Origin of the sequence: Brevundimonas sp. BH3 (assembly GCF_045345115.1) — a bacterium.
Taxonomy (GTDB): domain Bacteria; phylum Pseudomonadota; class Alphaproteobacteria; order Caulobacterales; family Caulobacteraceae; genus Brevundimonas.
Genome location: NZ_CP150796.1, coordinates 759,829 through 783,152, shown reverse-complemented (window position 1 = coordinate 783,152; position 23,324 = coordinate 759,829). Strand labels below are relative to the sequence as shown.

Sequence of the window (23,324 nt, the reverse complement as noted above, 5' to 3'; positions counted from 1 at the left end):
TGCCCCACCTCAGTAAACGACGGCTGGGTTTTTCGGATGCGGGCTGCCCAGCATCTCGCGATACGAAGGACGGTCGGCTCCGCGATCGGTAATACCAAGAGTTTGCGCAATTTCGGCCGCGATCAGCGTGTTGCCCGACAGCTCTTCACGCTGAGGCGACTTGTCGATCGCATCGATAATGTGGGCGGTGAACTCGGGGTTCTCGGCCGTCTTGATGAAGGCATCATACTGTTCGGGATTGGTCTCTCGGGCGATGGCCGAGCGCTCGGTAATCAGCGGACCCATCCAGATCGATACCGTCACCACGCCGGTACCGCGCAGGTCATGTTCCATGTCGTGGGCAAACTTGTCCAGACCGGCTTTTTGCGCGCCATAGGCCGGACCGTGCATGTAGCAGGACCCACCAAAGGACGAGCCGAAGGCGATGATGCCGCTGCCCTGCTTGGTCATGATCTTGGCCGCATGCCAGCTGGCCACATAGGCGCTGCGAAGGCCGACATCCAGAATACCGACCGCCTCGACTTCCTTCTCCCAGAAGGGTTTTTTCTCGATCAGTTGGTGATGGATATAGGTGGCATTATTGACCAGAATATCCAGTCGGCCCTGCTCGCGCATGATCTGGTCGAACAGGGCGGCAACCTGTGCGTCATCGGCATGGTCGCACACAACCGCGATGCCCTTGCCGCCTGCCTTGGTGACCTCGGCCGCCGTCTCGGCCACCGTGCCCGGCAGGACGCTGCCGTCCCAACCCGTGGCATTGCCCGGCTGGATGGTGCGCCCCGTCACATAGACCGTATAGCCCAGCTCGCCCAGGCCACGCGCGATCCCCCGACCTGCGCCACGGCTTGCCCCTGTTACCAGTGCAATTTTCGTCATACCCTGTACTCCCCTACAGACGCATTTATGCTTTTGAGAAAACACTAGTCCATGATTTGCGAATGTCAAAGGCCTATAAAATACGCAAAATAGCTATTCATTGGCCGTATAGCTTTTGTTCGCGCATTTAAGCCTCAGACCAATCGCACATCACACGTTTCTCAGCCGAAATTGGCCTGTCCGCCGTCCAGCGGCACGGTTGCTCCGGTCAGATAGCCCATATCCGGCCCGCACAAGGACACCACAGCGCGGCCGATATCCTCTTCCAGACGCCCGATACGGCCCAGAGGAATAGTGCGGAAAAAGGCCTCGGCCTCGACAGGGTTACGCTCGACCCATTTCTTCAGGCCCGGCGATTCCGCATGGGGCGCAATCGCAATGGCGCGGATGCCCTCGCGTCCCCATTCGGCGGCGGCGGCACGGGTCAGGGTACGGATGGCCTGTTTGACCGCGCCATAGGCACCATAGCCGCTGGGGTCCCACCGCTCGGCCGCCGATGAAGCTAGATTGATAATGGTACCGCCACCACGGGCAGCCATCACCGGATGCACCAGTTTCATCAGGCGGAACGTCGCCAGCGGGCCGGATTCAAATCCAGCTGTGAACGCCTCGTCGGTCACATCCAGCAGACGGCCCGCCGGCACTTCCTGCGCATTATTGACCAGAATATCGATGCCGCCGAAATGCTCACAGGCCTCGGCGACAATGCGCGACAGGTCGTCGGCATCCTTGACGTTTCCGGTCAGCGGCAGCGCCTTGCGGCCTCGCGCCTCGATCTGGGCACAGGTGGCGGCCAGCTTTTCAGCCGTGCGCCCGCATACGACGATGTCTGCGCCCGCGCTCGCCAGAGCCAGAGCGATGCCCTGACCGACGCCCTGACCGGAACCGGTTACGAGGGCCACTTTGCTGCTGAGGTCAACCACTTCAAAATTCCCAAGATTCGTATTTTGTCTATTTCACAGCTACGCATTTGATTGACAGCTCGTCAATATAGACGTCAATTGCGGGAATAAGGCTAAAAATAGTCACTCTGAAAATCGGGGTAGGGAAATGAGTGTGGATTTGTCCGGACAGGTTGCAGTCGTTACCGGAGGCAGCGACGGGATCGGCCTCGCCACCGCATCGCTGCTGGCCCGGCGCGGGGCGCAGGTGGTCATTTGCGGTCGCCGTCAGGAAAAGCTGGATCAGGCCAAATCCGTCATTGAAGCCCAAGGTGGCAAGGTCGAAGCCGTCCAGCTTGATGTCTCCGACGAAGCTGCCCTCACGGCCCTGATCGAGAATACCGGCCAGAAATATGGTCGCCTCGACATGCTGGTGAACAATGCCATGTCCACTCACTATGCTCCCATCTCGCGCCTTTCTCTGGATCACTGGCGCAAGGATTTCGCCGTCAATGCCGAGGCTGTTTTCGTCAGCACCAAGGCGGCCATGAAGATCATGGGCGCAGCAGGCAAAGGATCGATCGTCAACATTTCCTCGACCTGCGGCATCCGTGCTGCGGCCAATATGTCCAGCTATTCGGCCTCCAAGGCGGCCATGATCCAGCTCACCTCGGTCGCCGCGATGGAGGGGGCCCGCAAGGGTATCCGCGTCAACGCCATTGTGCCCGGTCAGGTCCAGACCGCCGGTACCGAAGAGTTCAGCCAGCGCGCCCCCCAGGTCGCCGCCCGCACCGCCGATGCCATTCCGATGGGTCGCGGCGGTCTGCCCGAAGAATTGGCCGAGGCCATTGTCTTCCTGCTGTCTGATGCGGCCAGCTATATCACCGGCGTGGCCCTGCCCGTCGATGGCGGCAAGGCTGCCCAGATGTATCTGCCGTCATGAGCGCCGCTGTGACCTCCGGCGCGGCAGGCCAAGCCGCCACCAAATGGGACAAGGAAGTCGATGTCCTGATCGTCGGTTCGGGCGCAGGCGGGCTGATGTCCGCTCTGGTCGCCTCGCACAATAATGCCGAGGTTCTGGTGATCGAGAAGGACGCCCTGTGGGGCGGCACCTCGGCCACTTCGGGCGGCGGCATCTGGATTCCGGCCAGCGATCAGGCGGCCGCTGCGGGCTTTAACGACAGCACCGACGACGCCTTTACCTATGTGCGCAAACTGTCGGCCGATAATGTACCCGATGCCAATATCCGCGCCTTTGTCGATAATGCCGCGCCGATGTTGCGCTGGATGACGGCCAATACGGCGATCAGCTATCAGGCCTTCCCCTATCCCGACTATCACGCCGAAAATCCGGGCGGTTCACCGACAGGGTTCCGCACCCATATGCCGCTACCGATCGATGGTCGGGTGCTGGGCAAGGATGTGGCCACCATGCGCTTTGCCTCTCCGGCGGCCAGCCTGTTCGGCTATCTGAACTGGCATTTTGACGAAACCTACATCCTGCTGTTCCGCGCCAAGGGGTGGTGGAAACATCTGGCCAAGAGCCTGACCCGCTACTGGCTGGACCTGCCGTTCCGTCTGACCTCGCGCAAGGACCGCCGCCTGACACTGGGCAATGCCCTGACGGGTGGACTGCGCGATGCATTGAACCAGCGCAATGTCCCCCTGTGGCTGAACAGCCCGATGGAGGACCTGATCCGCGAGGATGGCAAGGTTGTCGGCGCGCGCGTCAAGCAAAACGGCCAGAGCCTGAACATCCGCGCCCGCAAGGGTGTGGTGCTGGCCGCAGGCGGGTTCGACAAGAACAAGGCCATGCGCGAGACCTATGCGCCGCTCTATCCCAGCACCCAGCTATCGGGCGGGATCAGCAGCAATACGGGCGACAGCATCCGCGCCGGTATGGATGCAGGGGCGCAAACCCTGAACCTGCAATCGACATGGGCCGCGCCGGTCTTCTATGTGCCGGGCGAGGACCGTGGCCGCCTGTGCACGATTGAACGCGCCCTGCCCGGCTGCATGATGGTGGCGCAGGACGGCAAACGCTATCTGAACGAGGCGGCGTCCTATCACATTGTCGGCCAGCAGATGGCGCGTCGTCAGGCGCAGACCGGCGATGCCTCGCCGACATGGTTCGTGTTCGACCACCGCTATCGCCATTCGTATCCGGTGGGACCGCTCTATCCGATCCAGCCGGACTGGCTGCATGGCAAGGGCGTGCGCTCGATCCTGAAAAAGGGCCGCACGGTCGCCGAACTGGCCAAGGCCATGGGGGTTGATCCGTCGGCACTGGAAGAGACGATCCAGACCTTCAACACCCACGCCGCCACCGGTTCGGACCCCGTCTTCCATCGCGGCGAGGCGGCCTATGACAAGATGTATGGCGACCCGCGCGTCCAGCCCAATCCGTGCCTGCGTCCGCTGGATCAGGGGCCGTTCTATGCCATGCCGATCTATCCCGGCGATATCGGCACCAATGGCGGCCTTTTGACCAATGACAAGGCTCAGGTGCTGGACACCCAAGGCCAGCCGATCAGCGGCCTTTATGCCATCGGTAACAACGCCGCCTCGGCCATGGGTGAGAGCTATCCGGGTGCGGGTGTGACCCTCGGCCCTGCCCTGACCTTCGGCTATCTGGCCGCCCGCCACATCACAGGGGCGAATGACTGATCCGTCCGCGCCCCTAACTGCCTGTTTCTAACGACAACCCAAGTGTTTCCATGCGCTTCCAGAACAAAAAACTCCTTGTGACGGGTGCGGCCTCGGGCATTGGCCGCGCCACCGCCATCCTGTTCGCCCGCGAAGGCGCGTCGGTCACGATTGGCGACATCAATGAAAAGGGACTGACCGAGACGGCGGCCCTGATGGCCACCGCGCCCAAGATCCAGACCTATAATGCCGCCGATGCCGCCTCGTGCCGTGCACTGGTGGATGTGGCTGCTGCTGACGGTCTGGACGTGCTTTGCAATGTCGCGGGCATCCTCAAATGGGGTTCCAGCCAGACCTTTGCGGTCGAGGATATGGACCTTGTCATGCGCGTGAATGCCACCAGCGTCTTTGCCCTGTGTCAGGCCGCCTTCCCGCACCTGCTGAAATCCAAGGGCAATATCGTCAATACGGCCTCGTCCTCGGGGCTGGTCGGCATGCCCTATACGGTCGCCTATTCGGCCTCAAAGCATGCGGTTATCGGCATCACCAAGGGTCTGGCCGTCGAGTGGGCTTCAACCGGCGTGCGCGTCAACGGCGTCTGCCCCGGTCAGGTCAACACGCCTATGACGGCCACCGTACCTGAAGCGGGGGCGCAAGCCGCAGATATCGACTTCTCGCTGATGATGCGCGCCGCGCCCAAGCTGGAAAACGGGGCCTGCGAGCCGCAGGACATTGCCGAAGCGATTGCATTTCTGGCCTCGGATGCCGCCCGCAAGGCGACAGGAACCCTGCTCAGCGTCGATGGCGGCCATGTCGCGGGCTAGGCAACAACGCAACTTAACCGTTTGAATTTGAATGATTGCCGCCATGCGGCACCAGCAGTTTGGGACAAGGCATAATGGAATTCGCCTTTAACGAAGAACAGCGCATGATCGCCGAAACGGCCAGCGCCTTCTTCACCGAAAATGCCACCAGCGAGCGCACCCGCGCCGCCATGGCCAAGGACGGTATCGACCACGATCTGTGGGCCACCTTCTGTCAGGAGCTGGGCCTGTCGGGCATCGGCATTCCCGAGGACGTCGGCGGAGCCGGTCTGGGTCTGGTCGAGATGGCCATCATCGCCGAGGCCGCCGGTGCGCAGGTTGCGGCCCTGCCCATGCTGGGCAGTCTGGTCATGTGCGCGCGCGCCATCGCCTATGGCGGGACCGAGCAACAGAAGGCCGAACTGTTGCCTGACCTTTTGTCGGGCGAGCGTATCGCCGCCTATGTCCATGATGCGGCTTTGAGCGCCGATGGCGATGTGTTGACGGCCAGCGACGGTTTTGTCGCCCATGGTGCCTCTGCCGATGTTTTCGTCGTCACCAGCAATCGCGGCGCATGGATCGTGGACACTAAAGCCGATGGCGTCAGCGTCATCGCCAAGACCACGATGGACCAGACCCGACCCTATGCGCATGTGACGCTGAACGGAGCCAAGGGCGCGCCGCTGGCCGATGCGATCACCGCCATCAGCCATGCCCACCGCGCCGCCTTTGTCGCCATCGCCGCCGAGGCTCTGGGTGGAGCGCAGGCCTGTCTGGATCGCACCGTCTCCTATTCAAAAGAGCGCGTGCAGTTCGGTCGCCAGATCGGCTCGTTCCAGGCCTATAAGCACCGCCTCGCCGATATGATGATCGAGATCGAACAGGCCCGCTCTGCCGTCTATTGGGCCGCCTGTGCTGCCGACGAGGAATCCGACGAGGCCGAACTGGCCATGCATGCCGCCAAGGCCTTTGCCACCGACACCTATTTCCGCTGCGCCGGTGACATGATCCAGCTTCACGGCGGCATCGGCTTTACGTGGGAACACGACGCCCACCTGTTCTTCAAACGCGCCCGCGCCACCCAGACCGCTCTGGGCAACAACAACTGGCACCGCGCCAAAATCGCCGACATGATCCTGGGAGCCGCCGCATGAAGCTCGGTTTTTCTGCCGCTGACGAAGCCTTCCGTCAGGAATGCGCCGACTGGCTGAACGGCCAGATGGCGGGCGAGTTCAAGGACATCAAAGGCATCACCTCCCTGACCGCCATGCCCGAGCGCCGCAAGGAATGGGAACAGCAACTGGCCGCCCACAAATGGTCCTGCATCGGCTGGCCCGCCAAATGGGGGGGCCGTGATGCGACCTTGGCCCAGCAGGTCATCTTTGCCGAGGAATATGCCCGCGCCGGAGTGCCGGGGCGTGTGAACCATATCGGTATCGAACTGGCCGGCCCGACCATTCTGGCCTTTGGCACCGAAGAACAGAAGCAACGCTTCCTGCCCGATATTGCGGCGGGCAAGACCATCTTCTGTCAGGGCTTCTCGGAACCGGGCGCAGGGTCCGACCTCGCCTCGGTCCACACCAAGGGCTATCTGGAAGGGCCAGAAGGTGCTCAGGAATGGGTGGTCAACGGCCAGAAAATCTGGACCAGCCTTGCCCATATTTCCGACTGGATTTTCGTCATCACCCGCACCGAGGAAGGCACGGTTGGTCCCAAGGGCCTCAGCTTCCTGATGATGCCGATTGACCAGCCGGGTATCGAGATTCGCGGCATCCCCCAGATCAATGGCGATGCCGAATTCAACGAGACCTTCCTGACCGATGCCCGCTGTCCGGCCGACAGTCTGATCGGCCAACCGGGTGAGGGCTGGAAGATCGCCATGGGGCTTCTGGCCTTCGAGCGCGGTGTTTCCACGCTGGGCCAGCAGATGTCGTTCCGTAACGAACTGGACGAGATCATCGAAGCCGCCAAGGCCAATGGCACCGCCCATGATCCGCTGATCCGCCAGCGCATTGCCAAGGCAGAGATCGGCCTGCGCCTGATGCGCTATGGCGCTTTGCGGATGCTGTCACAGACCGACCATTCCAAGATCGACGGCGCAGCCCTGACCTACAAGATCCAGTGGGCGTCGTGGCGCCGCAACCTTGGCGAACTGGCCATGGATGTTCTGGGTCAGGCTGGCGAGGTCAATGACCGCGAGGAATATGTCTGGGACACCCTGCCAAACCTGTTCCTCTATTCCCGGGCCGACACGATCTATGGCGGCACCAACCAGATCCAGCGCAACCTGATCGCCGAGCGCGGTCTTGGCCTTCCGCGCGAACCGCGCGGGTGAACCCTGCGGGTTTGAACAGCCCCCCATCAGGAGATTTGAAGTGCCAAAATTGATTGTCGTCACGCGCGACGGCACCGAACACGAAGCCGAAATTGCCGGTGGCCAGTCCGTTATGGAGGCCATCCGCCATGCAGGGTTTGACGAGTTGCAGGCTGTATGCGGCGGGGGCCTAAGCTGCGCCACCTGCCATGTCCATGTGGACGAGGCCTATTTCGGGCGTTTCGACGCCCCCAATCAGGACGAGGCCGACCTGCTGGAATGGTCCGAAAACAGCACCGCCTGTTCGCGCCTGTCATGCCAACTGCCCTTCAGCGATGCCGTCAGCGGCCTGAAGGTGACCATCGCGTCCGAAGACTAAGTCCCTGTAGAAAGTATCCCGATGACTATCGAAGAGCGTCTGGCCCGCCTTGAGGCCGAGTCCGAAATCCGCCGCCTGAAGGCCCGCTATCTGAATGCCTGCGACGCCAAACAGGCTGACACAGTGCGGGCCTGTTTCACCCTTGATGCCGTCATCGATTTCGAGGGTATGGGCGTGTTCAATGTGGACCAGCTTGTCGGCATCTTCACCGAGATCGCCGTCAACTCGCCGATCACCGACAGCCACCACGGCCACAATGGCGAGATCGAAGTCCTGGATGCCGACACCGCCAAGGCCGTCTGGAATCTGGGCTTCACCACCTATGATCCGCGCACCGGCCAGTTCCGCGCCCTGTCCATGTTCTATCATGACGAATATCGCCGTACCGAAGACGGCTGGCGCATTTCAAAAACAAAATCGCTGGCCCGTTCTGCTCTGGAAGGCACAGCCATCGAGGGCAAGCTGAGCGCCAACTGGCTGTTGCCCACCGCCTGACCCGCATCACATCCTTTATGGCCGGATTAAGCTATCTGCTTGATCCGGCTTTTTTAATTTCTCACCACGATACAAATCCATGCTGATAATGGCGTTACCCGCATGCGCCGTGCGCCTGCGCGCCACCTGCGCGCAAACAGGCAATCGCGTAGACGCCATCAGTCAGACAGCGCAATATGACATATTATTAAATCAAAAACATTGATTTGCGTTTCTAGATGCGGCAATCAAAACGCAAAGACGAAAACGCATAAGCGTTTCGGGAGGGACATTGTGAAATCTAACAAAGCAATTCTGCGCGCCTGGATGCTGGGCGCTGCACCGGCTGCACTGCTCGCCATCACCACGCCCGCTGCGGCCCAGCAGATCGACGAAAACCCGCAAGCCGCGACCGTGGTTGGCGATGTCGTCGTGACCGCGCGCCGTCGTTCCGAAAACCTGCAGGATGTGCCGATCGCGGTAACAGCTGTGACCGGCGAAGGCCTCGAGGCCCGCGGTTATAGCTCGCTGGTCGATATCCAGCAGATGACCCCGAACCTGACCTTCACCCCGGGCACCGGCGGTTCATCCGGTCAGATGTCGGCCTATGTGCGCGGCGTGGGTGAATACGACTATATCGTCACCTCCGATCCGGCTGTGGCTGTCTTCTTTGACGGCGTCTATCAGGGTCGTCCGTTCGGTGCCCTGACCTCGCTGATGGGGATCGAGCGCGTCGAGGTTCTGCGCGGTCCGCAAGGCTCGCTGTTCGGCAAGAACACCATTGGCGGCGCCATCAGCGTCGTGATGAAAAAGCCGACCGGCTCCAATACCGGCGAGGCGGACCTGAAGGTCGGCAGCTATGACTACGCACAGGTGCGCGGCAGCTATGACATGGCTCTAACCGATGACCTGTCCATGTCGGTTTCGGCGCTAGGTCGCTGGGGAGACGGCTGGCAGGAACTGGAAAGCGGCGGCACCAAGGGCAATACCGACCAGATCGCCGGCCGTGCGGCCCTGCGCTGGACCAAGGGCGAGTTTGACGCCGTTTTGAGCGTGGACGGCTATCGCCAGCGCCAGAATGGAGCAGCTGGCAGCATGATCGCTTTCCAGCCGGTCTTCTTCTCGGACATGTATTCGCAGTTCGTAGAGCCGTGCTGCACTGTGCCTAACGACATCGATAAAACCGATGTCACGCCGATGCTGAACATCGACAATGCCGATGCCGGTTCGGCCACCCTGACGCTGGACTTCCCGGCTTTTGGTGGCGACATGAAGTCGATCTCGGCAGCCCGCTATAGCCGTGTGGCCTTTGCCCGTGACGGCGATGCCTCGGTGACCAACTATTCGGGCGACCGTCAAGACATTACCAGCCGCCAGTTCTCGCAGGAATTCCAGCTGTCTCACGAACTGTTCGACGGCAAGGTGACCACTTTGGGCGGCCTTTATCTGTATCACGAGCGTTCGCGCCAGAAGACCACGCTGGTCACGGCATGGGGCCTGTATCCCAAGCTGATCGAAGCCGGTTTCGATCCGGCCATGGCGGCGGCTCTGGATTTCAACGTCGCCTTTGACCAGACGCAGGAAACCGACAATATCGCTCTGTTCGGTAACGCCACATATCGCGCGACCGATCGCCTGTCGTTCGATGTCGGTGCTCGTTACACCCACGAAGAGAAAAACTTCGACCAATCGGCCACGCGCATCTTCGCGCAGGTGCCGCTGATCCCGGGCGTGCCCAGCTATACTCTGGACGAAAGCTGGTCGAACTTCTCGCCCAAGATCAGCGCCAATTACGAGTTCAATGACGAGGTGCGCGGTTACGCCATCATCTCGCAGGGCTTCCGCTCGGGTGGTTTCAACGGCCGTCCGACCTCGGAAGCCGAGATCGGCAGCTTCGATCCGGAAATCCTGACCAGCTATGAAATTGGCCTGAAGAACGACCTGCTGGATCGTCGTCTGCGCCTGAACCTGAGTGCCTTCTACAACCAGTATCAGGACATGCAGGTCGTCGTATCCTATCCGATCATGGGTGGTGTTGTGGCCCGCACCGAAAATGCCGGTAAGGCCCGCATCTGGGGTATCGAGGCCGAGGGACGCTTTATCGCCAATGACTGGCTGAGCTTCGAAGGCGCAGTCGGCTATCTGAACGCCGCCTATGAGGAATATTTCAGCCAGGACCCGTCGGGTAACGTCCTCGACTACAGCCACCTGAAGCTGAAACACACCCCGCCGTGGACCGCCAGCCTCGGTGCCATTGTGAACCGCCGCATCGGCCAGTTCGACACCACCTTCCGTATCGATGCCGCCTATATGGACGAGCAATATAGCGACACCCAGAACCAGCCTCTGCTGAAGGGTGAAGCCCATACCCTGCTGAATGCCAGCGTGAACTTCCGTACGGATAACGGCCTGTCCTTCGGAATCGAAGGCCAGAACCTGACCGACGAGCGCGTCATCAAGGAAGGCTATGACGGGGCCGCCTTCTTCGGCTTCACCGAGGCCTATTACAATCCACCGCGCCGCATCTACGCGACCGTTCGGTACGCTTTCTAAGCTTCTCCTCGAAACTGCAGGCTGCGGACCCAGTGTCCGCAGCCTTTTTTTTCTGTTCAGGACCTTCCAATGACGAATGATTTTCCCGAAGGCGTAGCGATTATTTATGGCGGCAGCGGCGGCATCGGTCGCGGCGTTGCCATGTCATTTGCACGCGCAGGCACGCCCGTTGCGATCGGCTACAACTCCAAACAGGATGTGGCCGAGCAAACCGCCGAGGCCATCCGTGCGCTGGGCGTGACCGCAACGATCCACCAATGCGATGTGCGAGACGCCGATCAGGTCCGCGCCATGACCGCACAGGTCATCGAGGCCCATGGCCGCGTGCACACCATGGTCTGGGGCGCAGGTCCGGTTGTACCACAGCGTCCGATTGCCGAATGGAGCGACGAGCAGTTCCGCGCCTCCATCGAGATTGAAGCCTTCGGCTTCCACCATGCGGTGCGCGCCCTGATCCCGCACATGCGCGAAAAAGGCGGCGGCTCGTTCGTGCATCTTGGCTCGGCGGGCCATGACTGGTTCCCGCATCTGGACGGCCTGTCGGTGGCCCCCAAGGCCTGTAACGAGGCCCTAATCAAGGGCATCGCCAAGGAAGAGGGCGTCAACGAAATCCGCGCCAATACGGTGCTGGTCGGTGTGATCGATGCGGGCCAGTTCAAGATCGGTCAGGAAGCCGGCTATTTCGACGAGGCGTGGGAAACCGAGGTCAAGAAACTGCTGCCGATCAAGCGCTGGGGTGCCTCAGACGATATCGGCAATGCCGCCGTCTTCCTCGCCTCCAACCGTGCCAACTACATCACCGGACAGGTGATTTCGGTGGCGGGCGGTTTCGGCGTCTGACGCGTCTCTCCTCGAAAGCATAAAGGCCGCCGGAGTGATCCGGCGGCCTTCTAGTTTGTCGGTATGTCCGAGGTTTAAACGTAGTCCGTATAGCCCCGCGCATCGTCACCTTGGCCGGTATAGATCGTCGCCCGATCCGGTCTTGCCAGAGGCTCGCCCCTCTTCAGCTTGCCGACCAGATCGGGGTTGGCAATGAAGCCGCGACCGAACGAGACAGCATCGGCTGTGCCGTTCTCCAGACGCTGGATATTGTCCTCGACACCCCGGCTGTTGTTGAGGATCAGCGGTCCCGTCCAGTTCGCCTTGACCAGAGTTAAAGCATCCAGACCTTCCTGCGGCAGGTCGATCAGATGCAGATAGGCCAAGCCCGTACCGTCCACGGCCTTCAGCAGTGTCTCATAGGTTTGCGCCGGATGGGCATCGGCCATACCGTTCAGAGTCACACCCGGACAGATGCGAAAACCGACGCGATCCGCACCGATGGCTTCCGACAGGGCTGCCAAGGTTTCCACCACGAAGCGCACGCGGTTTTCGGCGCTGCCGCCATATTGGTCGGTTCGCTGGTTGGTATTGGACGACAGGAACTGCATCGGCAGATAGCCACTGGCACAGTGCAGCTCCACCCCGTCCATACCGGCCTCGATGGCACAGCGGGCGGCGTGGACATAGTCGGCGATCACACCGGCAATCTCGTCCGTTTCCAGCGCACGCGGCATCACACAGTCCTGCGGCACACCATCGGGACCGGGGATCTTGTCAGGACACTGGATCGCCGATGGCGCAATCGTATCGGCGTCCACATCCTTATTGGCCGCCACAGATGCCCGACCGACATGCATCAACTGCACCACGATCTTGCCGCCCTGCGCATGAACCGCATCGGCCACCTTGGCCCAGCCCGCCGTCTGCTGCGGCGTATGGATGCCGGGGGTGCGCCAATAGCCCTTGCCCGCCGAGGAGGGCTGGGTACCTTCGGTGATGATCAGACCCGCCGAAGCCCGCTGGCGATAATATTCCACCATCAGATCGGTTGGTACATCACCCTCACCCGCACGGTCACGGGTCATGGGGGCCATAACAATACTGTTGGACAGGGCAATCGCACCCAGTTTCACAGGCTCAAACAGACCAGCCAAAACCTATTCCTTAACGAACGCGCGGACGCGGCAAGGGATGGTCCTTGCGCATGGCATCAATGAAACCGTCGATGGGCGCAGGCTCTGATACCGGCGCATCATGGGCCTTGCCCGCCCGTTCCCAGAAGGCCTTCCACGACGGGAACAGGTCGTGGAAACTGCCCTCATAGGGCGGCTGGCCGGGCCAGCGCATCTTGCGGCTGCCGATCGGTGGCTTGTTCAGATCGGTGGCATACCAGTACAGCGGCAGGCGGCGCTGGAAATACCAGCGACCATCAATGCGGGTGTAGCGGTCAAAATACATCATCTGCATGATGACCCAGTCCGCGCCCGTCTCGTGCTCGTTCTTGGAATAGACCACGCCCTGCGCGTTATCTTCGTCGATGAACTCGATGACGTGGCCGCCGATGTGATGCGAGGTACCGTCGAACTGCTGGCCCATGGTTTCGTCGAACCAGTCGCGCAGCGCCTTGCGCCCCGACTTGCCGCCGCCGACCTGAACGCCTTCAGGGAACAGACTGACCCACGCATCGGAATCGCGCATGTCCAGCGCAAGGCTGTATTTGGCCGCAAGCTGGCGGATCGCATCCAGCGATTCCAGCCGGTCGATACGACGCAGTAGATCGGTATTATCCGTCATCTCTCAATCCGCCATTTCTCGAAGAGCATTGCGCAGAACCTTGCCCGCAGCATTGCGCGGCAGGTCCGACACGATCACCACCTTGCGCGGCACCTTGTAGTTGGCCATCGCCTCACGCGCCCATGCGATCACCTCGGCGGGGTTCAACTCCACACCGGCACGCGGGATGACAAAGGCCTTACCGACCTCGCCCATCCGCTCGTCATCCATGCCCACAACCGCCGCCACCTCGATACCCGGATGGTCGTTCAGCAGTTTTTCAATCTCGGCCGGATAGCAGTTGAAACCACCCGAGATATACATGTCCTTCATCCGGTCGGTGATGAACATATAACCGTTGGCGTCGATGCGCCCGATGTCGCCCGTCCGCAGCCAACCATCGGGTGTGATCGTCTCGGCGGTGGCTTCGGGATCATCCAGATAGCCTCGCATCACGCCATAGCCGCGCACCCAGAACTCGCCCGACTGGTCGGGGCCGAGAGGGTTGCCATTTTCGTCCGCGCAGACCACCTCGACATCGGGCAAGGGCGTACCGATGGAGGCCGAAATCTGGTCCACCGAAGCCTCGGCAGGGGTCATGCAGACACAGCCATGTTCGGTCATGCCATAGCCATTGACCACGCGCTCCATGCCCAGTTCGTTCTTCATGCGATAGATCAGGGCTGGCGGCACAGGGGCCGCCCCCGTCACCGCCACACGCAGGGATGAAACGTCGCGGCTGGCCTTTTCCTGCTCGATCAGCAGCATCTGGTAGATGGTCGGCGCACCGGGAATAAAGTTCACCTTTTCGAGCTCGATCATGTCGGCCAGTTTGGCGGCGTCGAAGACCGGCATGGGCAGGATGGTCGCCCCGCGCACCAGACAGGCCACCCAGCCCGCCTTGTAGCCAAAGGTGTGGAAGAACGGATTGACGATCAGGAAGCGGTCGCCTTCGCGCACATCGACCCGCTCGCCCCAGTCATAAAACATCTTCACCACCGCACCGTGAACCGACAGCACGCCCTTGGGCGCGCCGGTCGTGCCGGAGGTGAACATGATGTCGCTGATCGTCTCGCCCGTAACCTGTGCCAACAGGCCATCCAGACGATCATCGCCCGCGCCCTGCCCTTCATTCAAAAAGGCCTGCCAGTACGCGCCTTCCATCAGGACGGTGTGGGCCAGATCGGGCGTATCCTCGTCTTTCAACAAGGCGGGATAGTCGCAGCCCAGAAATTCTTTAACGGTGAACAGGACACTGACCTTGGCGCGTCGCAGGATATCGCCCGCCTCGCGGCCCTTCAGGCGCGTGTTCAGCGGCACAATCGCCGCGCCGCAAATCTGTGCACCCAGCGTCGCCACGATCCATTCACGGCAGTTCGGAGCCCAAATGGCCACACGACTTTGCGGACCGATCCCCTTGGCCAGACAGCTTGACGCCACAGCGCGGGCCTCGGCCCACAGCGCGTTGAACGAGACTGTCTTGCCGTTCTCGATCAGGGCGGGACGTTCACCCCAGCGGGCCGCCGCCGCCTGCGCGGCATGGGGGATGGTTACGGGCAGGTCGCTCATCGTCAAAAGGCCTGCAAGCCCGGCCCAGCGGTACAGTCCTGACCGTCACGCCCTACCCTGTGCCAGATGCCCATTATCCCTACCCCGTTTACCTGCACATGACCCTCAAGGCCTTTATATACGCATATTTTGAATTTAAAGCACCATCAACAACGTTTTGCGTATTAATGATTGTATTTTATGGCGCGAACAGCGAATTATACCGCCCCACCGTCACAGTCCTCGATAAAATACAGCCCGACATCCAAGGATGCCGGGCCAAAGTTTCAGAGGTTTCGCTTCAATAAAAAGTACGCGGACGACCAACGAGCAGGCGTAAGTCGTTACTTGGTTCAGCAGCAGATCGGGTTTTGCTGCATATTAGGCCGCATCCTCGCGGACGGTCGGCATACCGGGGATTTTGTAGATTCCGTTGGCGCGCTTCTGGAACACCTCGGCCTCGGCGCGCGGATTATAGAACTGCTGGTACCAGGTCTTGACCTTGCCATAGGCACCGTCACCCGGCACAGCCAGCGGCGTGATGCACGGGGCCTTATTCATCCAGATGTCAAAGTCCTGCGCAAAGGCCGCCAGACTGCCCGCCTGATATTCGATCTGCATAGCCTTGTCGGAAGGCTCGGAAACCTCCTTGCCCGAATGGACCAGAAGCGCATGCCAAGCCCGCGTGCGGCCATCATCCACCGGCGTGTGGCAGATGAACATGACCGAGTTACCCTCATTGAAGTTCGAGATCAGGATACCCGGCCCTGTATACCAGGTGTCGGTCTCCAGCATGACGCCGACTTCCAGTGCGCGGTGGTAGCCACCCTGTCGCTGGCGTGCGACCACGCCGTCAAACTCGTTATGGAAATACTCGCATGGACCGCCATGCGTCGGGCCCAGGTGGGCCACATCGCAGATATTGTCGATGATTTCCTTGGGGTGGCAGGGCAGTTCACCCAAATGATCCAGATCCCAGCGCACAAAGGCCGGATTATCCCACTGCGGGATGACCGGCAGATCATAGTCAGGCTCGCCGCCCTCGGGGTCATGCCACACAAAGACACAGCCGTATTTCTCTTCGACCTTCCAGGTGCGGATCTTGGCCGCTGCGGGGATCGGAGCCTTGGAATAGGGAATCTCGTTGCACTTGCCGTCGGGACCAAAGCGCCATGCGTGATACGGACAACGGATATTGTCGCCTTCCACATGCATCTTGTCCTGAACGACATAGGAGCTTTCGTTCTTGGCCAGATGGGTGCCCATGTGCGGGCAATAGGCATCAACCATAAACACGCGGCCGCTCTCGCCGCGATAAAGCACCAGCTCCTGACCGAAATAGCGAACCGCCAGCGGCTTGTTCGTGACTTCCTTGCTTTCTGCCGCCAGAAACCATCCGCGCGGATAGGTAAAAGGGCCCAGCCCGTAATCTTGTGTTCCCGCCATGACTCACTCCCAACGTCCAACGGTCATGCGAACTACACCTCATTGCACTTGAAAGCGCAAAACCCATTCTGAAGCAGGCATAATTGTGTGATCGCGTATATTACTGTTATTGTAGTTACGCATCTTGTCAATTCATACTTGTCTTGGTTGTGTTTGCGTCGTCATAATCGCCAATTTGAAATAACCCTTCATTTTCAAAGGTTAATCTCAGACCAAGCCTCATGTGCTCACAAGACCATGTATTCAGCAGACCTTTTCGACGCATATGAACAGTCACATTTGCGTATAACCCGGCTTCCAGATTGCGCGTCCCTTCTGCCAGCAGCCATGAAAAAGGCCGCTGCGAAATCACAGCGGCCTGAACTTTCAAGACTATTCGGCAGGGCCGGTAATACGCGCCAGACGGGCATCGTATTTGGGGGTTGCTATTGACCAGGACACCTCGACATCCTGCACCCCTTCCAGCTTTCGCACCCTGCCCCGGATAAGCCGGTCGGCGGCCTCGACAGAGGTGATCAGGGCAGTGGCCAAAAGGCTGTAGCGCCCCATCATCAACACCACCGAACCGATCTCGGGAATATCGGCCAGAGCCTTGGCCACCGACTGAACATGCGACGGATTGGCCTTGATCCCCATCATCACCAGATTGGGCGATCCGGCCATGCGATAGTCGGTAACCACCGTAAACTGGATCATCCGGCTGCTTTGCAGACGGCGCAGTCGGGTGCGGATCGTGCCTTCAGTGACACCCAGCTCGCTCGCCACCTGACGGTTCGAGACACGGGCATCGCGACTGAAGGTCTCGATGATACGGTGATCCAGTTCGTCCAGTGCAGGCTTGGTCATAGCGGGGCCACGTTGAATTCGAACTTCACAACATCATAGACCACACCGGCATCCAGATCCGAGATGCCCTGGATGTGGGCCACGTGGTCGGCGAGGAAGACAGCAATCTCGTCAAACGACTTCATCGCCACCAGAAGCTCCATGTCGAAACGGCCCGTGACCATGTTGATCGAGAACACTTCGGGAAGAGCGGCCAGTTCCGCCGCCACAGCATCCACGTCACGTCCCGTGACCTTGATACCGACAGCCAGAAGCAGTTCATAACCATGGGCCGCAAAGTCGGATACCGCCACCACCTTCATGGCACGGTTTTCTTCCAGACGCTTGATACGGCTAGAGACCGTGGCAGCGGTTACACCCAACCTTTCGGCAATCTCGAGGTTGGTTGCACGACCGTTCTCGCGCAAGATGTCAATGATACCGGTCTCGAGATCATCGAGGGTGGCCCCTGTACCATCGTTGCTTTCGCGTATCTGCATTCTACTCCGCCGTGTGGCCAGTTTTCCACTAACGGTCATAAAGCGTTCTTTGTGAAATTGCGATCATGCGACCTATGAAACCAAGGATTTCGCAGCCCTACGGCCGGAAAACACGCAATCAGCGACTGACAGACCGCTGACATACAGATTCGAACATATCCCGATAGCCGTGCGACCACCGGCGTAAAGACCCTTGATGGGTGCGCCATCCACCGCGCGGACCTGACCGGTTTTCTCGTCTACCGACAGCCCGCCAAGGCTCAGGGTCGATAGCGGCAACAACGGCGCATCAATCGAGACATTGATGGCGTAATAGGGCCCTGCCCCCAAGGCCGCAGCATCCGTGCCGCGCTTGTTGAACGGATCGGCGGCCTCGCCGCGTGCTGCCGCATCATGGGCCGATACCGCCGCAAGAAAGTTCTCTTCGGATACACCCAGCTTACGCGCCAGAGACTTGAGGCTGGACGCCTTCTTTGCGGGCATCAGCATGGACATGAGGGCCGGCCATTTCTGGAAATCCAGCACATCCTTGGCACTGGCCTCGGCACGGGCCTGTTTGATCAGGGCCCGATCCAGAATAATCCAGGCCTTGCCGTCACGCCCCTCGCACATAGCCTTGCCGATAGCCGCGCCATAAAGGGTCTCGTCGACAAAACGGTTGCCATCCGAATTGACCATCGGACCGCGCGCCCAGCTATAGGGCGGATTGATGAAACGCCACGCCGAGATGCGCTCCATGCCTTCGGTGGCTCCGCCCACCGTCATGCCCAGCGCCACGCCGGAACCGTCATCGCAGGGCGTCCCCAGTGGCAGCCCCTTCAGATAGTCCGGCGAGAAATGACGCACCATGGCGCGGTTGAAAATATGCCCGCCCGCCGTCAGCACCACACCGCGACCGGCCCGCAGATAAAGCGCCTTGCCATGCGCCGCCATCAAGGCCGCAGCCTTGTTCGTCAGCTTGACAACCTTCGCATCAAACCATGCCGCCCCCGGCCATGTGCGCGGGATCGAGGACAGTTTGGCGATCCGGATTTGCAGCTTGCGCCACGTTTCCAGATGCGGACTGTCCGTCGGGATACGCCGCGCCTTGACGCCGACCACAGCGCCCTGCCCATCCTTGATCAGGGCTTCGACAATGGTTTCGGCATAGAGGTCTACACCCTTTGCCGCTGCCGCTTCTTTTAGCGGCTGATAGAAGGCCCGCCCGAAACCAACGGCTTCGCCGCCTTTCGATTCCATATTCACACGGTGACCGCGCGCCGCAGGCTTGATCTTGTCGGCATAGCGTTGTGCCAGCGAACTGTCGGAGTGATAGAGGAAATAGGCCGTCGGCGGGAACGAGGTCTTTTTGGCATAGAGCCTCGGATTAAAGCCCACGCCATGGCTTTCCAGCCAGTCATGATCCGCCGCACTGCCCTTGCAGAAACGCATCAGGGCTTCATCGGAGACGACACCGCCCGCCTCGATCTTCAGATAGTCGAACATGGCCTGCACGCTGTCCTCGACACCGGCCGCCTTTTGGGTCGCCGTGCCGCCGCCTGCATAAAAGACACCGCCATTGATCACCGTAGCGCCGCCGCCGCTCGCACGGTCCAGCGCAATTACAGACAGGCCCGATCCGGAAGCTTCCAGCGCCGCACAGACCCCCGCCCCGCCATAACCGACAACGATAACGTCGGCTGTGGCACTCCATGCGCTTTCAGCCACAGCGCCCGCATCGACAGCAGGCTGGATTTGCGACGGCCACCAGTCAGGAAAATTCATCTCTGCCCCCCGGCACTTTCTGAGCCACGCGCCTCGCTGCGCACGCCTTAACATTTATGTTCGTTTTTTAGATCAAATAAATTACGCAAAATCGCCCAAAAAGAGTCAAAACTGGTTATTTTTGCGCATTTGTCTGTTTACAGAACCACGTTTTCATAGCTTCATTCCTGTACCAGCCCATCAAGAGGCAGGGGAGGAAACCATGACCAACGCCATCACACGGGCGACGTGCGTCTTCGAGCCATCTGGTAAGCGCTCGGCCTATATCGTCCTGTCCATTCTCGTCACAATCGGGCTGTGCGCCGTTGCAGCCGGCATCCTCAGTCCGGCTGTCGCCAAGTCCGCCCAACCCTATGCCGAGGTTTCAGCCATGCGGATTATATCGACAGCGATCCATCAGGCCTAAGCGCCAGCCTGAAACCCGGGCCTAGAAACATTAAAGCCGGAGGATGAGCACTCATCCTCCGGCTTTTTATATGCTTCAGGCAGTTTCCCGGGCCTTCAACATATCCAGTGCCACATCGACAATCATGTCTTCCTGACCACCGACCATGCGGCGGCGGCCCAGTTCGACAAGAATGTCCTTGGTGGAAAGTCCGTAATCCTCGGCGGCCTTTTCGGCGTGGCGCAGGAAGGACGAATAGACCCCTGCATAACCCAGGCTCAGCGTTTCGCGGTCTACGCGGACCGGACGGTCCTGCAGTGGACGCACAATGTCCTCGGCAGCATCGATCAGGGCGCTGACATCGCAACCGTGGTTCCAGCCCTTGCGGTCGGCAGCGGCGATAAAGACTTCCAGCGGCGCATTCCCTGCCCCCGCCCCCATGCCCGTCAGGCTGGCATCGATACGCACCGCACCGCACTGGGCCGCGACGATCGAGTTGGCCACACCCAGAGACAGGTTGTGGTGGGCGTGCATACCGCGCTCTGTTTCCGGCTTGAGGACGCGCTCATAGGCTTCGAAGCGGGCCTTGACGCCATCCATGTCCAGCGCACCGCCGCTGTCGGTCACATAGACGCACTGCGCGCCATAGGATTCCATCAGCAGAGCCTGTTGCGCCAAAGCATCCGGCTCGATCATGTGGCTCATCATCAGGAAGCCGGACACGTCCATACCCAGATCACGCGCCATGCCGATATGCTGCTTGGACACGTCGGCCTCGGTGCAGTGAGTGGCCACGCGCACCGAGCGCACACCCAGATCATAGGCGCGTTTCAGTTCTTCGACCGTGCCAACACCCGGCAGGATCAGGGTGGTCAGAACCGACTGTTCCAGTACCTCGGCAACCGCTTCCAGCCATTCCCAGTCGGTGTGTGCGCCAAAGCCGTAGTTAAAGCTGGCACCAGACAGGCCGTCGCCGTGTGCGACCTCGATGGCCGACACACCGGCGCGATCCAGCGCGCGGGCAATGTCGCGTACCTGATCCAGACCATACATGTGACGGATGGCGTGCATACCGTCGCGCAGGGTCACGTCCTGAATATAGAGACGGTCTTTATTGACGTCGAAGCCCATTATGCGGCCTCCTTCTCTTGGCGCTTGGCGGCCAAAAGCTCGCCCGTGGCCTTGGCCGCTGCGGTCATGATGTCGAGATTGCCGGCATAGGGCGGCAGATAGTCGCCCGCGCCTTCGACCTCGAGGAAGATCGAGGTCTTGATGCCTTTGAACTGGCCACGGCCCGGAATGGTCAGCGGGTTATTGTCGCCATAGCGTTCGAACTGGACCTGCTGCTTCAAGCGATAACCCGGCACATAGGCGCTGACCTTGGCCACCATGGCCTCGACCGAGGCGCGGATGGTGTCCTCGTCAGCACCGTCCGACAGGGTGAAGACCGTGTCGCGCATAATCATCGGCGGCTCGGCAGGGTTCAGAATGATGATGGCCTTGCCCTGTTCGGCACCGCCGACCTTCTCAATCGCGCGGGCGGTCGTGCGGGTGAACTCGTCGATATTGGCGCGGGTGCCCGGACCTGCCGAACGCGACGACACCGAAGCGATGATCTCCGCATAGCGCACATTGGAAACCTGACTGACCGCCGCCACCATCGGAATGGTCGCCTGACCACCGCAGGTGACCATATTGACGTTACCGCTATCAAGGTTCTCGTCACCATTCACCGCAGGCACCACAAACGGGCCAATTGCCGCCGGTGTCAGATCGACCACCAGCTTGCCGTCGGCACGCAGACGCGCATCGTGGTCCTTGTGGGCATAGGCCGAGGTGGCATCGAACACGACGCCGATCTCGGCATAGACATCGGATGCGACCAGACCGTCTAGCCCTTCATGGGTGGCGAACACGCCGTGGGCGCGGGCGCGGGCCAGGCCTTCAGACGCCGGATCGACCCCGACCACGGCGGCCAGTTCCAAATTCTTCGGATAGCGGATCAGCTTTTCCATCAGATCCGTGCCGATATTGCCCGATCCAATGATCGCGCACTTAATCTTGCTCATGCTTATCCCCTAACGGAAGCGGGCGGCACAGCGCCCCACCCCGTCCAACTCCATTTCGAACTCGTCGCCCGCCACGGCATCGGCCAGCGGCACCAGCGACCCCGACAAGATCACATCGCCAGCATCCAGCGTGACGCCATAGGCCCCCAGCGTATTGGCCAACCACGCCACCGCCGTCAGCGGCGATCCCTGCACTGCCGAGCCATAACCTTCGGACAGGAACTGGCCGTTCTTCTTCACCACCACCTTGAGGTTGGGCAGGTCCAGCGTCGCCGGATCGGTATGTTCATCCCCCAGCACAAACACCCCGCACGAGGCATTGTCGGCCACCGTATCGACGATGGCGATTTTCCAGTCGCGGATGCGGCTATCGACCACCTCGAAACAGGCCACGACCTTTTCGGTGGCGGCCAGAACATCTACCTCGGTGACACCCGGCCCCTTCAGCGGGGCCTTGAGGACAAAGGCGATCTCAGCCTCGGCACGCGGCGCAATCAGCTTGTGGGCGGCAATATCGATATCGCCCTCCACCAGCATCCGGTCGGTCATGAAACCGAAGTCCGGCTGGTCGACGCCCAGCATGTCCTGCACCACCTTGGAGGTGACGCCGATCTTCTTGCCGATGACCTTTTCGCCCTCGGCCGTGCGGCGCTTCATCACCTCCAGCGAAATGGCATAGGCGTCATCGATGGTCAGGGACGCATCCTGTTCAATCAGAGGCGCGATCACATGGCCGCCTCGCAAGGCGGCGTGCAGCTGATCGGCAAACTGTTGATGCTTGCTCATAGATAGCGTCCGTCCTGATAGATCAACGGCTGGACCTCACCGGCCACGCGCACTTCGCGCACCGCGCCGATGACGATGGTGTGGGTGCCATAGGTGACCAGACGATCGACCTCGCAGCCGACCACGGCCTGAGCATCGGCAAGAGCGGGCAGGCCCTGAATATCGTCAGCCCACTGCCCCACACCGAAGCGCAGTTCTCGGGCCATCTGGCCACCAAAGGCGGAGGCCACATCACGGTGATGGTTGCCCAGCAGGTTCACATTAAATTTTGCGCCGATAAACAGACTGGCATGGATGCCGGTCTGGCGATTGACGCAGACCAGCAACGACGGTGGCGACATCGACAAGGATGTCACCGACGTTGCCGCCATACCGACCGCACCGCCATCGCGACTGCGGGCCGAAACCACGGCCACCGCAGAGGCCAGACGCCGCATGGCATCTTTCAGACCACCCGACAGATCATGGTTCATGGCTGGC

The 23,324-nt window shown here is 60.6% G+C and carries 23 protein-coding genes; 10 read left to right on the top strand and 13 right to left on the bottom strand.

Annotated features, from left to right (window positions below; all coding sequences use genetic code 11):
• Positions 1-9: 9 nt before the first annotated feature.
• Together WEU32_RS03785 and WEU32_RS03780 are read right to left on the bottom strand one after the other, a co-directional pair.
• Positions 10-876, bottom strand: coding sequence for an SDR family NAD(P)-dependent oxidoreductase (locus WEU32_RS03785; RefSeq protein ID WP_406852918.1), 867 nt, complete (start codon positions 874-876; stop codon positions 10-12).
• A gap of 161 nt (positions 877-1,037) precedes the next feature.
• A complete protein-coding gene (locus WEU32_RS03780) occupies positions 1,038-1,799 on the bottom strand; it encodes an SDR family NAD(P)-dependent oxidoreductase (RefSeq protein WP_406852917.1) in 762 nt (253 codons plus the stop codon).
• Between the two features lie 133 nt (positions 1,800-1,932).
• Here WEU32_RS03780 and WEU32_RS03775 point away from each other — a divergent pair, with 133 nt between their 5' ends.
• From WEU32_RS03775 to WEU32_RS03735, 9 genes are all read left to right on the top strand, one after another.
• Complete coding sequence (locus WEU32_RS03775; protein ID WP_406852916.1) at positions 1,933-2,700, top strand: SDR family NAD(P)-dependent oxidoreductase; 768 nt, start codon at positions 1,933-1,935, stop codon at positions 2,698-2,700.
• Positions 2,697-4,424: an FAD-dependent oxidoreductase gene (locus WEU32_RS03770; RefSeq protein WP_406852915.1), complete on the top strand. Its 1,728-nt coding sequence runs from the start codon at positions 2,697-2,699 to the stop codon at positions 4,422-4,424. Before WEU32_RS03775 ends, WEU32_RS03770 begins: the two co-directional genes overlap by 4 nt.
• A 50-nt stretch (positions 4,425-4,474) precedes the next feature.
• The gene (locus WEU32_RS03765) at positions 4,475-5,227 is read left to right on the top strand and encodes an SDR family NAD(P)-dependent oxidoreductase (RefSeq protein ID WP_406852914.1); all 753 of its coding nucleotides are present in this window, start codon (positions 4,475-4,477) and stop codon (positions 5,225-5,227) included.
• Between the two features lie 74 nt (positions 5,228-5,301).
• Positions 5,302-6,360, top strand: a complete 1,059-nt coding sequence (locus WEU32_RS03760; RefSeq protein ID WP_406852913.1) for an acyl-CoA dehydrogenase family protein — start codon at positions 5,302-5,304, stop codon at positions 6,358-6,360.
• Complete coding sequence (locus WEU32_RS03755) at positions 6,357-7,541, top strand: acyl-CoA dehydrogenase family protein (protein ID WP_406852912.1); 1,185 nt, start codon at positions 6,357-6,359, stop codon at positions 7,539-7,541. The genes WEU32_RS03760 and WEU32_RS03755 overlap by 4 nt, the downstream gene beginning before the upstream one ends.
• 40 nt (positions 7,542-7,581) lie before the next feature.
• Positions 7,582-7,899, top strand: coding sequence for a 2Fe-2S iron-sulfur cluster-binding protein (locus WEU32_RS03750; protein ID WP_167174149.1), 318 nt, complete (start codon positions 7,582-7,584; stop codon positions 7,897-7,899).
• 21 nt (positions 7,900-7,920) lie between these two features.
• Positions 7,921-8,394 carry a nuclear transport factor 2 family protein gene (locus WEU32_RS03745; RefSeq protein ID WP_406852911.1) on the top strand — a complete coding sequence of 158 codons (474 nt, stop codon included), beginning with the start codon at positions 7,921-7,923 and terminating at the stop codon, positions 8,392-8,394.
• 273 nt (positions 8,395-8,667) lie between these two features.
• A complete protein-coding gene (locus tag WEU32_RS03740) occupies positions 8,668-10,926 on the top strand; it encodes a TonB-dependent receptor (protein ID WP_406852910.1) in 2,259 nt (752 codons plus the stop codon).
• Positions 10,927-10,995: 69 nt separating this feature from the next.
• Entirely contained in the window at positions 10,996-11,766 is a 771-nt protein-coding gene (locus WEU32_RS03735) for an SDR family NAD(P)-dependent oxidoreductase (protein ID WP_406852909.1), read from the top strand.
• A 74-nt stretch (positions 11,767-11,840) separates the two neighbouring features.
• Here WEU32_RS03735 and WEU32_RS03730 read toward each other — a convergent pair whose 3' ends face one another.
• From WEU32_RS03730 to WEU32_RS03700, 7 genes are all read right to left on the bottom strand, one after another.
• Positions 11,841-12,902 (bottom strand): alkene reductase, encoded by a 1,062-nt coding sequence (locus WEU32_RS03730; protein ID WP_406852908.1) that lies wholly within the window; start codon positions 12,900-12,902, stop codon positions 11,841-11,843.
• A 10-nt stretch (positions 12,903-12,912) separates the two neighbouring features.
• Positions 12,913-13,542, bottom strand: a complete 630-nt coding sequence (locus tag WEU32_RS03725) for a nuclear transport factor 2 family protein (RefSeq protein ID WP_406852907.1) — start codon at positions 13,540-13,542, stop codon at positions 12,913-12,915.
• Positions 13,543-13,545: 3 nt separating this feature from the next.
• Positions 13,546-15,090, bottom strand: coding sequence for an AMP-binding protein (locus WEU32_RS03720; RefSeq protein WP_406852906.1), 1,545 nt, complete (start codon positions 15,088-15,090; stop codon positions 13,546-13,548).
• Between the two features lie 360 nt (positions 15,091-15,450).
• Positions 15,451-16,515 carry a Rieske 2Fe-2S domain-containing protein gene (locus WEU32_RS03715; RefSeq protein WP_406852905.1) on the bottom strand — a complete coding sequence of 355 codons (1,065 nt, stop codon included), beginning with the start codon at positions 16,513-16,515 and terminating at the stop codon, positions 15,451-15,453.
• A 372-nt stretch (positions 16,516-16,887) separates the two neighbouring features.
• Positions 16,888-17,361 (bottom strand): Lrp/AsnC family transcriptional regulator, encoded by a 474-nt coding sequence (locus WEU32_RS03710; protein ID WP_406852904.1) that lies wholly within the window; start codon positions 17,359-17,361, stop codon positions 16,888-16,890.
• The gene (locus WEU32_RS03705) at positions 17,358-17,840 is read right to left on the bottom strand and encodes an Lrp/AsnC family transcriptional regulator (protein ID WP_312135283.1); all 483 of its coding nucleotides are present in this window, start codon (positions 17,838-17,840) and stop codon (positions 17,358-17,360) included. The genes WEU32_RS03710 and WEU32_RS03705 overlap by 4 nt, the downstream gene beginning before the upstream one ends.
• A 72-nt stretch (positions 17,841-17,912) precedes the next feature.
• On the bottom strand, positions 17,913-19,604 hold the full coding sequence (locus WEU32_RS03700; protein WP_406852903.1) for an FAD-binding protein: 1,692 nt from the start codon (positions 19,602-19,604) through the stop codon (positions 17,913-17,915).
• 202 nt (positions 19,605-19,806) lie between these two features.
• On the opposite strand from WEU32_RS03700, the gene WEU32_RS03695 reads away from it, so the two are divergent.
• Positions 19,807-20,010 carry a hypothetical protein gene (locus WEU32_RS03695; RefSeq protein WP_406852902.1) on the top strand — a complete coding sequence of 68 codons (204 nt, stop codon included), beginning with the start codon at positions 19,807-19,809 and terminating at the stop codon, positions 20,008-20,010.
• A 75-nt stretch (positions 20,011-20,085) separates the two neighbouring features.
• Here WEU32_RS03695 and dmpG read toward each other — a convergent pair whose 3' ends face one another.
• From dmpG to WEU32_RS03675, 4 genes are read right to left on the bottom strand one after another with little or no spacing between them, the layout of a single operon-like run.
• Positions 20,086-21,120, bottom strand: coding sequence for a 4-hydroxy-2-oxovalerate aldolase (gene dmpG, locus WEU32_RS03690; RefSeq protein ID WP_406852901.1), 1,035 nt, complete (start codon positions 21,118-21,120; stop codon positions 20,086-20,088).
• Positions 21,120-22,058 (bottom strand): acetaldehyde dehydrogenase (acetylating), encoded by a 939-nt coding sequence (locus WEU32_RS03685; RefSeq protein WP_406852900.1) that lies wholly within the window; start codon positions 22,056-22,058, stop codon positions 21,120-21,122. The genes dmpG and WEU32_RS03685 overlap by 1 nt, the downstream gene beginning before the upstream one ends.
• A gap of 9 nt (positions 22,059-22,067) precedes the next feature.
• A complete protein-coding gene (locus WEU32_RS03680) occupies positions 22,068-22,844 on the bottom strand; it encodes a fumarylacetoacetate hydrolase family protein (RefSeq protein ID WP_406852899.1) in 777 nt (258 codons plus the stop codon).
• Positions 22,841-23,317: a flavin reductase family protein gene (locus WEU32_RS03675; RefSeq protein ID WP_406852898.1), complete on the bottom strand. Its 477-nt coding sequence runs from the start codon at positions 23,315-23,317 to the stop codon at positions 22,841-22,843. The genes WEU32_RS03680 and WEU32_RS03675 overlap by 4 nt, the downstream gene beginning before the upstream one ends.
• Positions 23,318-23,324: the final 7 nt, after the last annotated feature.